13 protein-coding genes are annotated in these 11,910 nt (G+C 66.1%); 7 read left to right on the top strand and 6 right to left on the bottom strand.

Going from position 1 to position 11,910, the window contains the following annotated elements; genetic code table 11:
* Positions 1-172 precede the first annotated feature (172 nt).
* From FCE95_RS06305 to FCE95_RS06315, 4 genes are read left to right on the top strand one after another with little or no spacing between them, the layout of a single operon-like run.
* On the top strand, positions 173-1,666 hold the full coding sequence (locus tag FCE95_RS06305) for a trypsin-like serine peptidase (RefSeq protein WP_189644649.1): 1,494 nt from the start codon (positions 173-175) through the stop codon (positions 1,664-1,666).
* A 9-nt stretch (positions 1,667-1,675) separates the two neighbouring features.
* The gene (locus FCE95_RS06310; RefSeq protein ID WP_137266086.1) at positions 1,676-3,397 is read left to right on the top strand and encodes a S8 family peptidase; all 1,722 of its coding nucleotides are present in this window, start codon (positions 1,676-1,678) and stop codon (positions 3,395-3,397) included.
* The gene (locus FCE95_RS17055; RefSeq protein ID WP_189644650.1) at positions 3,394-3,981 is read left to right on the top strand and encodes a hypothetical protein; all 588 of its coding nucleotides are present in this window, start codon (positions 3,394-3,396) and stop codon (positions 3,979-3,981) included. The genes FCE95_RS06310 and FCE95_RS17055 overlap by 4 nt, the downstream gene beginning before the upstream one ends.
* Positions 3,978-5,357 (top strand): matrixin family metalloprotease, encoded by a 1,380-nt coding sequence (locus FCE95_RS06315; protein WP_189644651.1) that lies wholly within the window; start codon positions 3,978-3,980, stop codon positions 5,355-5,357. The genes FCE95_RS17055 and FCE95_RS06315 overlap by 4 nt, the downstream gene beginning before the upstream one ends.
* A 148-nt stretch (positions 5,358-5,505) precedes the next feature.
* Here FCE95_RS06315 and FCE95_RS06320 read toward each other — a convergent pair whose 3' ends face one another.
* Positions 5,506-6,666 (bottom strand): AAA family ATPase, encoded by a 1,161-nt coding sequence (locus FCE95_RS06320; RefSeq protein ID WP_137266088.1) that lies wholly within the window; start codon positions 6,664-6,666, stop codon positions 5,506-5,508.
* 193 nt (positions 6,667-6,859) lie between these two features.
* Between FCE95_RS06320 and FCE95_RS06325 the strand changes: the two genes are divergently transcribed.
* On the top strand, positions 6,860-7,249 hold the full coding sequence (locus FCE95_RS06325) for a nuclear transport factor 2 family protein (RefSeq protein ID WP_137266089.1): 390 nt from the start codon (positions 6,860-6,862) through the stop codon (positions 7,247-7,249).
* A 94-nt stretch (positions 7,250-7,343) separates the two neighbouring features.
* Here the strand turns inward: FCE95_RS06325 and FCE95_RS06330 are convergent, their stop codons facing one another.
* The 5 genes from FCE95_RS06330 to FCE95_RS06350 form a co-directional block, all read right to left on the bottom strand.
* Positions 7,344-7,595 carry a hypothetical protein gene (locus FCE95_RS06330; RefSeq protein WP_137266090.1) on the bottom strand — a complete coding sequence of 84 codons (252 nt, stop codon included), beginning with the start codon at positions 7,593-7,595 and terminating at the stop codon, positions 7,344-7,346.
* An 81-nt stretch (positions 7,596-7,676) separates the two neighbouring features.
* Positions 7,677-8,711 (bottom strand): COG3904 family protein, encoded by a 1,035-nt coding sequence (locus FCE95_RS06335; RefSeq protein ID WP_223266796.1) that lies wholly within the window; start codon positions 8,709-8,711, stop codon positions 7,677-7,679.
* A gap of 101 nt (positions 8,712-8,812) precedes the next feature.
* Complete coding sequence (locus FCE95_RS06340) at positions 8,813-9,493, bottom strand: glutathione S-transferase family protein (protein WP_137266091.1); 681 nt, start codon at positions 9,491-9,493, stop codon at positions 8,813-8,815.
* Between the two features lie 102 nt (positions 9,494-9,595).
* The gene (locus FCE95_RS06345; RefSeq protein WP_137266092.1) at positions 9,596-10,273 is read right to left on the bottom strand and encodes a GNAT family N-acetyltransferase; all 678 of its coding nucleotides are present in this window, start codon (positions 10,271-10,273) and stop codon (positions 9,596-9,598) included.
* Positions 10,274-10,278: 5 nt separating this feature from the next.
* Positions 10,279-10,650, bottom strand: a complete 372-nt coding sequence (locus FCE95_RS06350) for a winged helix-turn-helix transcriptional regulator (RefSeq protein ID WP_137266093.1) — start codon at positions 10,648-10,650, stop codon at positions 10,279-10,281.
* An 82-nt stretch (positions 10,651-10,732) separates the two neighbouring features.
* Between FCE95_RS06350 and FCE95_RS06355 the strand changes: the two genes are divergently transcribed.
* Both FCE95_RS06355 and FCE95_RS06360 read left to right on the top strand, forming a co-directional pair.
* On the top strand, positions 10,733-11,323 hold the full coding sequence (locus FCE95_RS06355) for an NADPH-dependent FMN reductase (protein WP_137266094.1): 591 nt from the start codon (positions 10,733-10,735) through the stop codon (positions 11,321-11,323).
* A gap of 177 nt (positions 11,324-11,500) precedes the next feature.
* Entirely contained in the window at positions 11,501-11,881 is a 381-nt protein-coding gene (locus FCE95_RS06360) for a DUF1428 domain-containing protein (RefSeq protein ID WP_137266095.1), read from the top strand.
* Positions 11,882-11,910: the final 29 nt, after the last annotated feature.

Consider the following 11,910-nt stretch of genomic DNA (forward strand, 5'->3'; position numbering starts at 1 on the left):
CAACGCGGCCCATCGCCGCTACCGGACACGCACGACAAGCACAAAGTGGCATGTACGAGCTTCCACGGCCCGATCCCACCGCTGCCTGTCCGCTCCGATTCCGGAAGCGCGTTGGCCTCGGGTGGACGGTTCCTTATGTGGGCCGTACCGAGCTTCCCCCGAGGATGGACCCATGAGCCACCGCGTTTCGCGCCCGCCGGCATGGCTCGCCGCCGGATTGCCGCTGCTGTTGGTCGTTTCTACGCCGCCCGTCTTCGCGCAAGACGCGCCCAAGAACCAGCGCATCAGCACCGACGAGCTGAAGCAACGCGTTCGCGCCCGGCCGCAAGGCGCCGCCGTGCCTGCGCAGATCACCAAGCAAGGCAGCAATATGGTGCTGCAGACCGCCGATTCGGCGGTCAAGGTCAACAATGCCGATTATCTCGGCCAGCAGGTGCGGCAGATGCCGGTGCAGGCCGTGGTCGGCGCGGGCCCCGGCGATACGGTCGAACTCAAGGACATCGAGCTGCAAGCGACCAAGCGTTGGAACGATCGCACTCCGGCATGGCGCGCGCGCTACGGCAAGGTCGACGCCGCGCAAAAGAAATTGAACGACGCCGCGCAGGCCGCGCTCACCGCCGACGCCAGCGAATCGGACCTCAAGGTATTGAAGCAGAGCGTCGACGAAACCCAAAAAGAGCTGGTGCAGGCCTACCAGGCCTTGCCCGCGAACCAGCGCCAGGAGCAGCGCGCCTTGGTCGAACAGCATGCCGAACTGCGGCGCCTGGACAAATCGCTGTACGGCATCGACCACGACGACCGCTATCCGCCGCAGGCCTACGAAAAGATCTACGCCAATTCGCGCGGTGCCTTCGCATTGCGGGTCAAGGGCCAGGACAAGCCGCGCTGCAGCGCAGTGCTGATCGGCGAGAAGCTGGCGCTGACCAACAATCACTGCATCCTGGAAGAAGCGCCCGACGAGATGGAGGCCGTGTTCGACTACGAAGACGATCTGGCCGGGCAACACATGGCCGCCAAGTCGTTCCCGCTGGTGGACATCAAACTCACTACGGAAGAAGAACGCGGCCACCTGGACTTCACCCTGCTCGAACTCGGTCCGAACGCCGACGGCGCGCTCCCGGGCAAGGTCTATCCGGTGCAATGCCTGTCGATGAAAAACGCCAAGCGCGACGATCCGCTGTACGTGGTCGGCTTCCCGCTCGGCGAACCGCGCACGGTGCACGACAACGCCTTCGTCTATTTCCCGTTCCGGGTCACGCCCGAGGAATACGCGGAAATCAAGATGCTGGTCAGCGCGGAATTCGATTCGATCGCCGCCGAAGACGCGTCCTATCGCGAAGGCAAGCTGAAGGAATTCGTCGACAGCTACCGACTGCGCGAAGACGGCGACTACGAATACATCAGCCAACGCTTCGGCGAGCAGCCGACCATCGGCGCCGACAGCGACACTTACCACGGCAATTCCGGATCTCCGGTCTACAACCGGCGCACCCACGCCGTGATCGGGCTGCTGTTCGACGGCCAGGAAGACCTGAGCGAACCCTGGGCCGCCGGCTGGCGCGCGCACGAAGCGGTGCTGCCGATCACCCGGATCGTCGAACGCATGGACAGCGTCGCGCCCGCCTGGCGCGAGGATCCGCGCGTCTGCGTCATTCCCGCCAACTGAGGCAAGCGCATGTTCCGCAACGCCCTGCTGTACCTGTCGCTGTCGTTGTGCTCCCTGGCGGCTTGCCAACGCCAGCCGCCTGCCGAGCCCGCCGCGCCTGCGCCGTCCGCAGCGCAAATTCCGGCGACGCCGGCCGAGTCCGCGCCGGCGAATCCCTTCGCTCAAGGCTTCGTCGCCGAACTCGCCGTGGGGCAGACGCAAGCCGACTTGCGCAGCGCCGCCGAAGCGGTGTTCGACCGTGTCGTGTCGGTGGAGCCCTTGTTCGAAGACGTGAATCCCGCGGACGATCCGGAAGGCCTGGCCCGCATCTACCGCGTGCGCGTCGCAGATCCGATCGACGGCAGCCCGTGGGACGATGCGTACGCGCTGCGCGACCGCGGCGGCTTCGTGCAAGTGGAGCCGGATACCGAAGACACGCTGGTGGAAGCGCAAAAACGCTCCGCCGTGACCGCCTGCTTCGGCGATCAAGGCGTGCCTGCGCCGACCGATCCGGCGTGGTCGCTGGACGCGCAGCACATGAACGTGATCGCGGCGCGCCAGCTCGTCCCGCCGCCGGGAGGCAAGCCGCTCGGCGAAGGCGTACGCATCTGCCATCCCGACAGCGGCTGGACCGATCACATCGATCTGGACGGCGCGCGCATCGACAAGACCGCCACGCTCAATCTGATGGAAGGCGGCAACGACGCGCACGATCCGCTCGGCTATTCCGGCAACCCCGGACACGGCACCAAGACCGGCAGCGTGCTGATCAGCGACGGCGGCTTCGGCGCGAACGGCGGCACCAGCGCGCCGGGCACCGTGGATGGATTGGCACCGAAAGCGACGCTGGTGCCGATCCGCACCTTCAACAGCGTGGTGCGCATCCTGGATTCCAATGTGGCGCGCGCCGTGCGCCACGCCACGACCGCGAAATGCGACGTGCTGTCGATGAGCCTGGGCGGACGCATGTTCTTCGGCCTGGAGCGCGCGATCAACGACGCGGTGCGCCGCGACGTGATCGTGGTCAACGCCGCCGGCAACTGCATCGGCATCGTGGTGGCTCCGGCCAGTTACGACAACGCGATCGCCGTCGCGGCCACCAATGTCGACAACAAGCCATGGAAAGGCTCGTCGAAAGGCCGCGCGGTGGACATCGCCGCGCCGGGCGAGGACGTGTACGTGGCCGAAGCCGTCCAAGGCGGACAAGGCACCCGAGCCGTCCCCGGCAACGGCACTTCCTTCGCTACTGCGGCCGTGGCCGGCGCGGCGGCGGATTGGATCGCTTTCCACGGTCCGGCCAAGATCAAGGCCGCGCAAGGCAGCCGCACGCGCCGCGACGTGTTCCTGAAAGCGATGCAAGCCAGCGCGCGCGCGCCGGCGGGTTGGGAGAAGCAGCGCTACGGCGCCGGCATTCTCGATCTCGAGCATTTGCTGAAGCAGCCGCTCGGCGCGCCGACCAACCAACTGCGTGCGCCGCCGCACGACGACACGATCAGCCTACTGTCGCGCACGCTCGACCGCGATCCGGCCGAACTGCGCGCCGGCCTGGACCGCATGCTCAAGCATCCGGCCGATTTCGACGCGGCGCTGACGCGTTTCGGCCCGGAATTGCTGGATCTGGCCGCGCGCGATTCGGAAGCTTTCCTGCATGCGATGCAGCCGCCGCAACCGGGCGCGCTGCAAGCGCCGGATGCGGCGCTCAAACCGCAGGCCTCGCGCGCGCTCAACGCGCGCATGGAAGGCGGGCCGTGAGCGCGCGCGATTTCCGCAGCCTGCAACTGGCGACGTTCGCGTTCACCACGGCCGGTTCGCTGGCCGCCTGCGGCGCGGCGAACACGCCGGAATCGGCAACGCCGACTGCCGCGGAACAAACCGCGCCCGCCACGGCCGAAACGGCTCCGCCGCAGACCGAGCCTGCCCCCGCCCCGCCCGCTGCGCAAGCGTCCGCACCGCCGCCGGCGCAGCAAGAAGCCGATGTGCCCGCCCCCGAACCCGCACCCGCTGCGGAAGCCCAAGCGGCGCCGGCGAAAACCCAAGATGCGCCAACGAGCGTCGTGATCACCACCATGTCCAAAGGCCGCGGCGTGCCCGCCCCGACGCGCGACGCCTACAAGCAAATCCGCGGTCTTTTGGAAGAACAAAAAAACCAGTCCGCCGTCACCAACATCGACACCCAGCGCATCGGCTTGGAGGGCGAAATGCGGATGTGCGCCGAATTCCGCGACCGCGCCCAAGCCGAATACACGCTGGAGCAGATCCGCAAGCTCTCGGCCGACGTCGAACTGATCCACGTCGCCGAAGGCCCCTGCCCGACCACCCAGGGAGACACCCCATGAACGCCCCCTCGCTGACCAAGCCGCGCCTGTTGCTGGCGCTGGCCATACCGCTGGCGCTCGCCGCCTGCCAGCAGCGGCCGCAAGAAACCGCCGAAACGACGGCGCCTCCTCCGACTCCGACCACCGAGCAACCGCCGCCGGCGCAACCACCGGATGCGATCAAGCCGGCGACGGACGCGGCCGAAGCGACCGACGAGAACGTCGCCGCATCGCGCGAGCGCATCGCCCAAGCCGCCAAGGCCGCGCGCGAAAAGTGGAAAGACAAGACCTTCGAGGAATTCGAAGCCGGCGTATTCAAGGAACCGGGCGAGAACGGCAAATACATCGTCGACGGCGACATCGCCATCGCCGACCGCAAGCAACTGCGGGAATTCTTCGACGCGATGAAGGCGACCGTCGACGGCACCGCGCACGGCAAGCTGGTGATCAACGAGCGCAACGGCGTGATCGATGCCTGGACCAGCGCCAAGAAGAAGCAGCTGATCTACTGCGTCAGCGACAGCTTCGGCGCACGCAAGGCGCAAGTGGTGGCCGACATGGAAGCGGCTACCCAAGAATGGGAGAAGGCCGCCAACGTCGATTTCACCCACGTCGCCGCCCAAGACGCCAACTGCAAGGCCGGCAACGACAACGTGGTGTTCGACGTGAACCCGGTGGATGTCGACGGGGAATACCTGGCCCGCGCGTTCTTCCCGGGCGACCAGCGCGCCGACCGGAACGTCTTGATCGACCAGTCCTCTTTCGGCCTGGATCCGAGCGAAAAATTGCAGTTGGTCGGCATCCTGCGCCACGAATTGGGGCACACGCTCGGCTGGCGCCACGAACACACCCGCCCCGAAGCCGGCGCCTGCTTCGAGGACAGCGAATACAAGCCGATCACATCCTACGACAAGTTCTCGGTGATGCATTACCCGCAATGCAACGGCGGCGGCGACTGGTCGCTGACCCTCACCGCGCTGGACCGCGCCGGCGCGGCCTGCATCTACGGCAAAGGCACCCACAACATCGAGGACCTGGGCCAGTGCGTGTTCCGCGTGCCCGACGCGCCGGCGACCGGCGCCGAAACCACCGAAACGCTCGACAACCAGAGCGTCGCCAAAGACCAGAACAAGTATTACGGACCGTATTCGGTGAAACCCGGTTCGATCTTCGAAATCAAGATGAGCGGCGTCGGCGCCAATGCCGGCGATCCCGACCTGTACACGCGCTACGTGGGCCAGCCCGATCTGACGCATTGGATCTGCCGGCCCTATTTGAGCCATGCGAACGAGACTTGCGAACAGGAAGTTCCGATGAACCGCAACAAGGTGTACGTGATGGTGCGCGGTTATGCGGCCGGGTCGTACAAGTTGGATATCCGCTATACGAAGCCCTAGCCGCCAAGCCGTCATCCCGGCGTATGCCGGGATCCAGGCCGACGTTCTTTGCACGCGCCGGGGCAACCGATACCGACGTCGGCAAACCCGGATCCCGGCTTGCGCCGGGATGGCGGTCAAAACCAAGCCCGATCCTCTTCGGTTAGGCTCATCTCTCGGGCCAATGCCAGGCCGGCGCATCGAGTGGCCCCTGCCCGACGACCGCGGTCTGGCTCAACGCTTTCTCGAGCCGGATCGAGTTGCATTCCGGCTGCCCTTCCAAAGCCGCGATCAGGCGCGCGGCATGCGATACGACCCACACTTGCCCGCGCCGCGATGCTGCGGCGATCAGCCTGGCCAGCGCCGGCAGCAGGTCGGGATGCAGGCTGTTTTCCGGCTCGTTGAGCACCATCAACGGCGGCGGACGCGGCGTGTGCAGCGCGGCGATCCACAACAGATAGCGCAAAGTGCCGTCCGACAATTCGGAAGCCGACAATGGCCGCAGTAGGCCATGCTGCGCGAACGCCAAAGAGAAACGGCCGTCGCTCTCGGTCACCGAAACCGACGCGCCCGGGAATGCATCGGCCACGGCCGCGTCCAACGCGTTCGCGTCGCCGATTTCGCGGATGGTCTGCCAGGCCGCCGCCAAGTCGCGGCCGTCGTGGCTCAGCACCGGCGTGCGCGTGCCCAGTTGCGGCAGGCGCGCCGGCGCTTCGCCGTCGCTGCGGAACTGGTCGTAGAAACGCCAGCCGCGGATCGTCTCGCGCAAGTTCAGCACTTCCGGCGCGCGCTGCGGATCGGCGATCTGCCCGAACATGCTGTCGAAAGCGCTCAGATGCTCGGCCGCGACGAGCCAGCCGCGGCCGTCGCGCACCCGCACCATCGGCCCGCGGCGCTCGACCAGCGCGTTGGCCCCGCGCAGGAAAGGTCCGCTCCAAATGGCCTCGCATTTGATTTCCGGATCCAACGCGAACGCGGACAGCGAAGGCTTAGGCAGGCCCAGATCGATCGCGTAGCCGAACTCTTCGCCCGCGAAGCCCATCCGCAACGACACCGGCGCTTGGCGCGGCCCGCCCTGCACCGGCACCTCGCCGCGGCGCATGCGCCGGCTGATGTTCTCGGGGCCCGCCCACAGCGTCGAACGCAATCCGCCTTCGCGCGCCAGCGCCGGCACCACGCCGCCTTGCGCGGTATCGGCCAGCAAGCGCAGCGCCCGGTACAGATTCGACTTGCCGCTGCCGTTCGCGCCAGTGACCAAGTTCAACCGTCCCATCGGCACGGCCAGATCGCGCAGCGAACGGTAATTGGCGATGGCGAGCGTGGTCAGCATGTCGGCGCTCCGTTCGGATCGGGGCAGCTTGTCCTTTTTCCGTCGCGTATCCCGCGACGCAGGCAACCTTGTCCGGAAACGGCGAGCGTCCCGGCCGGCATGCTCCTAGCCTGAGATTGCGGCCTTCGCCGCGTGCCGTCGGGCGATCCGGCTTCGCCCGGCGGCACTTCCTTATTCTTGCGAGGAGTCGCACATGTCCGCCGTCCCTCTGCCCTCGCGGCATTCCGAAACCAAGTTGCGGCGCCTCAACAGCGAATACGTCGAAGCCTTCCTGAATTCCGACGTCGACTGGTACGAACGCCATCTGGCCAGCGACTTCCGCTGCATCCTGCCCGACGGCAGCCTGATCGACCGCGCCCGTTTCCTGGCCGAAACGCGGCAAGCGGCGGGAATGAAGGCTTTCGACGTCGAGGACGTGACCGTGCAATTCGAAGGCGATACGGCGATCGTGCAAGCGCGCACAGTCTACGAAAAAGCCGACGGCGGCCGCGGGCAGAGCTTGTACACCGATGTCTGGATCGGGCGCGACGGGCGCTGGCAGGCGCTGCTGGCCCACATCACCGCGGTGTCCGCCGGCTCCTGATTGTGGGAACGGCTTCAGCCGCGAGCTTTCCCTTCAAGTAGCAGCGACTTGTCGGAAAGAGCTCGCGGCTGAAGCCGCTCCCACAAAAAGCGGTTTAGGCGGCCTGTCCTTCGCGCTCGGCGACGATGGCGGCGGCCTCGGCATCGGAGATGACGCGGTGGTGCAGCGACTTGCAGCGCTCGATGCCCGCATCGGTCAAACGCAGCGCGCCGTCCTCCACCGTCACCAGGCCGGTATCCAATAGACGCTGGCGCAACGCGGAAGAATTGAGCGCGGGTTCGTGGTACTGGTCCACTCGATCCAGCACGTCGAGCAACGCCAATTCTTCCAGACTGATCGGATCCATCGCATTCCCCCGGTTTCGATGCGCCGATCATGCCACGCGCGGGCTGGCGCAGCGACGTTCAAAACCTGAATAGGCGGCCGTTCAGCCGGACGCCGGCTGCGGTCCGTCGGCCGGGCATTTCGGATCGGGAAAACCGTAGCGCGCGTCGAGCGCCGCGGCGCAAGCGACGGAGGTTCCGGTCTTCTTGGCCGCGCACTCGGCCTCGTAAGCGCGCGAGTATTCGTCCTTGCGTTTCACGAAATCCTCGCCGCATTTGCGGCTCAGCACGATCCGCTCAAGGTCGTCCTGCGCCGCATTGGTGCCGTCCAGGCCGTATTCCTTCAGCTCGTCCTCGCCGAGCAGACGCAGGCTTCGGTTGGGCACGGTCATCATCAGGTCGGCGACGGCCACCGAGGCGCCGTTGCGCTCCAGATAGGCCTTCATCCGCTGGTAGACCTGCTGCAGCTCCTCGCTCAGCTCGGTCCGCGAAGACGCTTTGGAGCCGATCCGCACCATGCGATGGATGCCGACCTTGCCGGCGATGGCGCGGTCGTCGCCCGCGGCCAGCACCAGCACGCAGGCGCTGTGGCAGATCGCCGCTTCGCCGACGCGCAGCGTCCAACGCGATTCGGCGATGATGTCGCCGGCCTTCATCGCGTCCTCGACGCGGCCGCCGCTGGAATCCAGATCCAGCACACGGGTGCGGATGTCCATGCGGTCGGCCATCGCGCCGACGCGATCGACCAAGTCGGTGAAATCGGCGGCGATCTTGCCGCTGTAGCTGAGCCGGATCGCGCCGCTCTCCTGGCACGGACTCATCGCGTCGACCACGCTGAAGAATTCCAGGTTCGTCAGCGGCCGGCTTTCGCCCTTGCCGGGATCGACGTCGCAGCTCACCGTCGCGGTGCCCGAGCTCACCTCGGCCGGCGGCCACTTCGTGCTCTTGTGCACGTTCACGGGCTTCTCGGCCGGCTTGGACTCCGGCGTCGCCGTACTCACCGCGCCGCTGCCGTCGCCGTTGGATACCGGCACGGTCTCGGGCTTGGCCTCTTCGTCTCCGGCGGGGTTCTTCGCTTGGCAAGCGGCCAGCGCGAGGCAAAGCGGCAGCCACCACCAGCACTTGGATTCGCGATGCATCGGCGCCTGCAGTGAAAATCGGCCTTCTAGTTTAAGGTCGCCCGCGTGCCGAGACTCAACCCGCACTGAACCGTGCATATAGCCCGGGTATCGCCTTCGGCTCAACCCGGGCTACGAAGATCCGGCGCTGCGTAATCTTCAAGCCATACGGGTGGCAGGCGTTCGGCTTCCGCCATCCACTCGGCCACCGCCGGCCGCGCCATCAAGCGTCGCATCCATGTTTCGGCCAGCGGCCAAGGCGATGCATCGGCCTCGTGAGCCTGCAAGCGCCGCACGACGGGCACGAAAGCCAGGTCGGCCAGCGACAGATCGCCGGCCAAATAAGGCCCGCCGCTGGCGGCGAGCTCGTCGTTCCAAACTTTCAGGAGGCGGCCGGCTTCTTGCGCTTCGGCCGGCTTCATCGCGCGGCGTTCGGGATAGAACGAGCTTTCGAACGACAAACGCCCGCACAGGCCCGACAGGCCGCTATGCATCCACGCCAGCAACGAACGCGCGCGGGCGCGCTTGCGCGGATCCGCGGGCAGCAGCGGGCGCTCGCCGATGTCGCTGGCGTATTCCATGATCGCCAGCGAATCGAAGATCACCGTTCCGCCGTCCACCAGAACGGGCACCGCCGCGGGCGGCGAGAAGTCGCCGACTTTCGCCAGATCCAAGGCGCGCTGCGGCGGCCGCAGGTCGATCAGCCGTTCTTCGAATTCGATGCCCTGCTCGCGCAGGGCCAACCAGGCGCGCAAGGCCCAGCTCGAGGCGTTCTTGGTGCCGATGTACAGGATGCGGTTCATGCGCAGGCTTCGAAAAACGGCCGTGCGCGAATTATCCGCGAACATCGCGCAACCGTTTTGCGATTCCGCGGATCTCGCGCGAAATAAACCCGCACCCGGGCGTTACGCGCGGCGAATCGACCAGAATCCGATATCGCGCCGATGCCGGTAGCCGAGCCGCTCGTACAGGCGCAGCGCGCGGGGATTCTCACGACTGACGTGCAGGAAAGGGATGCGGCCGCGGTGCAGGTTGTCGTTGCTGAGCATCGCCGTCAGCCGCCGCGCATAGCCGCGACCGTTGAAGTCCGGATGGGTGCAGATGGCGCTGATTTCCTGGGAACCGTCCATGCCCAAGCGTTCGCCGGCCATCGCCGCCAGCCGGCCGTCTTGGTAGATGCCGAAATAGCGGCCCATCTCCATCGTCCGTTCGCGGAAGTAATGCGGATAGACCAGTGCGGTCAGCGCCAGCACGTCGGCGCGGTGCGTTCGCGTCAGCTCGACCATGTCCGGCCCGTCGATCACCTCCAGCGGCCGCTCGCAGATCATCTGGACCAGCGGACGGAAAGCTTGCAGGCGCCACCCGCTCGGCGCCTCCGCCGCGACGCCGAGCAGGTACAGGCTCTCGCCGGGTGCGATCAGCGTTTCGAACGCCTGCGCAACATCCGCTTTCGCGTTGGCCACGCCCAAGAACGGGGCGAAATCGGCCGGATAGCGCGCGGCATCGCCATCGCTCAGCGCGATGTCCCGATGGCGGGTCCGCAATGAACTCCACAAAGGATTGTCGAGCTCGCGAACGTCCATGATTGCTATCGCTTGCGTTTGGCCGCGGCGTCGAAGCGATGCCGCGCCGAGTCGATCCGCGGGCTGTTCTCCAGGGCCCAGCGTCCCAGCGCACCGACCGGACCGCACAGCGATTCGCCTAGCGGCGTAAGCGCGTATTCCACGCTGGGCGGCACGGTCGGATACACGGTGCGCGTCACCAATCCATCGCGTTCCAAATTGCGTAAGGTCAGAGTCAGCATGCGTTGCGACAGGCCCTCGATCGAACGCTTCAGTTCGTTGAAACGCCAGGGCCGCTCGCTGAGCAGCATGATCACCAGGATGCTCCACTTGTCGCCGACCCGCGCAAGGATCTCGCGGACCGGCGTGCAGGACTCGTGCGTGTGCCTAGGTTTCATGAATGTGCCTTCTTGTGGATCGGACACCCGGTCACTAACTTAGCCCAGGTTCCGTTTTGTAACCCATGAAGGACGTAAAATCATGATCAAGATCGCGCTCATCGTCGGCAGTACGCGGCCGCAGCGGTTCGCGGACGTGCCGGCGCGCTGGATCGCGCAAGGCGCCGCCGCACGGCCGGACTTGCGCATGGAAACGCTGGACCTGCGCGACTACGCCCTGCCGTTCTACCAAGAACCGGCATCCCCGTTGGCCAGCAACGGCGTTTATACCCACCCGGCGGCGGAAACCTGGCGCAGCAAGATCGGCGAGTTCGACGGCTATATCGCCACCGTCGCCGAATACAACCACGGGCCGACCGCAGTGATGAAGAACGCTTTGGATTCGGCGTTCTACGAATGGAACCGCAAGCCGATCGCGTTCGTCGGCTACGGCGGCGCCGGCGGCGTGCGCGCGATCGAACAATTGCGCGGCGTGGCGATCGAATTGCAGATGGCGCCGGTCAAGGCCGAGGTCAACATCGCGATGGAGCCTTTCGTCGGTATGTTGACGCAGGGCAAGACGCCCGACGACTACGAGCATCTAGTGAAGGCGCGAGAAACGATGTTCGATCAGTTGGTTTGGTGGGGTAACGCGCTCAAGGCGGCGCGCGAGCGGCTGGCGCAGGCGGCCTGAGACCTTTGCTTTTGTGGGGGCGGCTTCAGCCGCGAGCTTCCCGCCGACAGCCGCATTCATCTAGAGCCGACAAGAAAGTGGGTGCTCAAGTCGCTGCCGCAAAGACAGGCTCGCTGACCATCGCTTAACGCCGGCGGGAGCATGCTTCGGCTTCCCGAACCGCAAGCGAGGTCAGCGATGCCTTACGTCGACGGTAGCGTCATGGCGGTGCCCACCGCCAATAAGCAGAAATTCATCGATTTCGCCAACCAGGTCGATCCGTTGTTCCTGGAACACGGCGCCCTCAGCGTCCGCGAATGCTGGGGCGACGACGTCCCCGCCGGCAAGCAGACCGATTTCCAGCACGCCGTGCAGGCCAAGGACGACGAAACGATCGTGTTCTCCTGGGTCGAATGGCCGGACAAGGCCACGCGCGACGCGGGCATGAAGAAAGTCATGGACGATCCGCGCATGCAGCCGGATAAAGTCTCCATGCCCTTCGACGGGGCGCGAATGATCTTCGGCGGCTTCTCGCCCGTGCTGGAGCTCGGCAGCAACTCGCGTTCGAAAGCCAGCTGAGCGCGACGCCGCTCTTGTAGAGTCGAGCC

The sequence above is a fragment of the Luteimonas gilva genome, assembly GCF_005239095.1.
In the GTDB taxonomy this organism is placed as follows: domain Bacteria; phylum Pseudomonadota; class Gammaproteobacteria; order Xanthomonadales; family Xanthomonadaceae; genus Luteimonas_C; species Luteimonas_C gilva.

Coding starts and splice junctions, on each gene's coding strand:
- FCE95_RS06305 (WP_189644649.1), top strand. CDS start 173: ATGAGCCACCGCGTTTCGCGCCCGCCGGCATGGCTCGCCGCCGGATTG.
- FCE95_RS06310 (WP_137266086.1), top strand. CDS start 1,676: ATGTTCCGCAACGCCCTGCTGTACCTGTCGCTGTCGTTGTGCTCCCTG.
- FCE95_RS06315 (WP_189644651.1), top strand. CDS start 3,978: ATGAACGCCCCCTCGCTGACCAAGCCGCGCCTGTTGCTGGCGCTGGCC.
- FCE95_RS06320 (WP_137266088.1), bottom strand. CDS start 6,666: ATGCTGACCACGCTCGCCATCGCCAATTACCGTTCGCTGCGCGATCTG.
- FCE95_RS06325 (WP_137266089.1), top strand. CDS start 6,860: ATGTCCGCCGTCCCTCTGCCCTCGCGGCATTCCGAAACCAAGTTGCGG.
- FCE95_RS06330 (WP_137266090.1), bottom strand. CDS start 7,595: ATGGATCCGATCAGTCTGGAAGAATTGGCGTTGCTCGACGTGCTGGAT.
- FCE95_RS06335 (WP_223266796.1), bottom strand. CDS start 8,711: ATGCATCGCGAATCCAAGTGCTGGTGGTGGCTGCCGCTTTGCCTCGCG.
- FCE95_RS06340 (WP_137266091.1), bottom strand. CDS start 9,493: ATGAACCGCATCCTGTACATCGGCACCAAGAACGCCTCGAGCTGGGCC.
- FCE95_RS06345 (WP_137266092.1), bottom strand. CDS start 10,273: ATGGACGTTCGCGAGCTCGACAATCCTTTGTGGAGTTCATTGCGGACC.
- FCE95_RS06350 (WP_137266093.1), bottom strand. CDS start 10,650: ATGAAACCTAGGCACACGCACGAGTCCTGCACGCCGGTCCGCGAGATC.
- FCE95_RS06355 (WP_137266094.1), top strand. CDS start 10,733: ATGATCAAGATCGCGCTCATCGTCGGCAGTACGCGGCCGCAGCGGTTC.
- FCE95_RS06360 (WP_137266095.1), top strand. CDS start 11,501: ATGCCTTACGTCGACGGTAGCGTCATGGCGGTGCCCACCGCCAATAAG.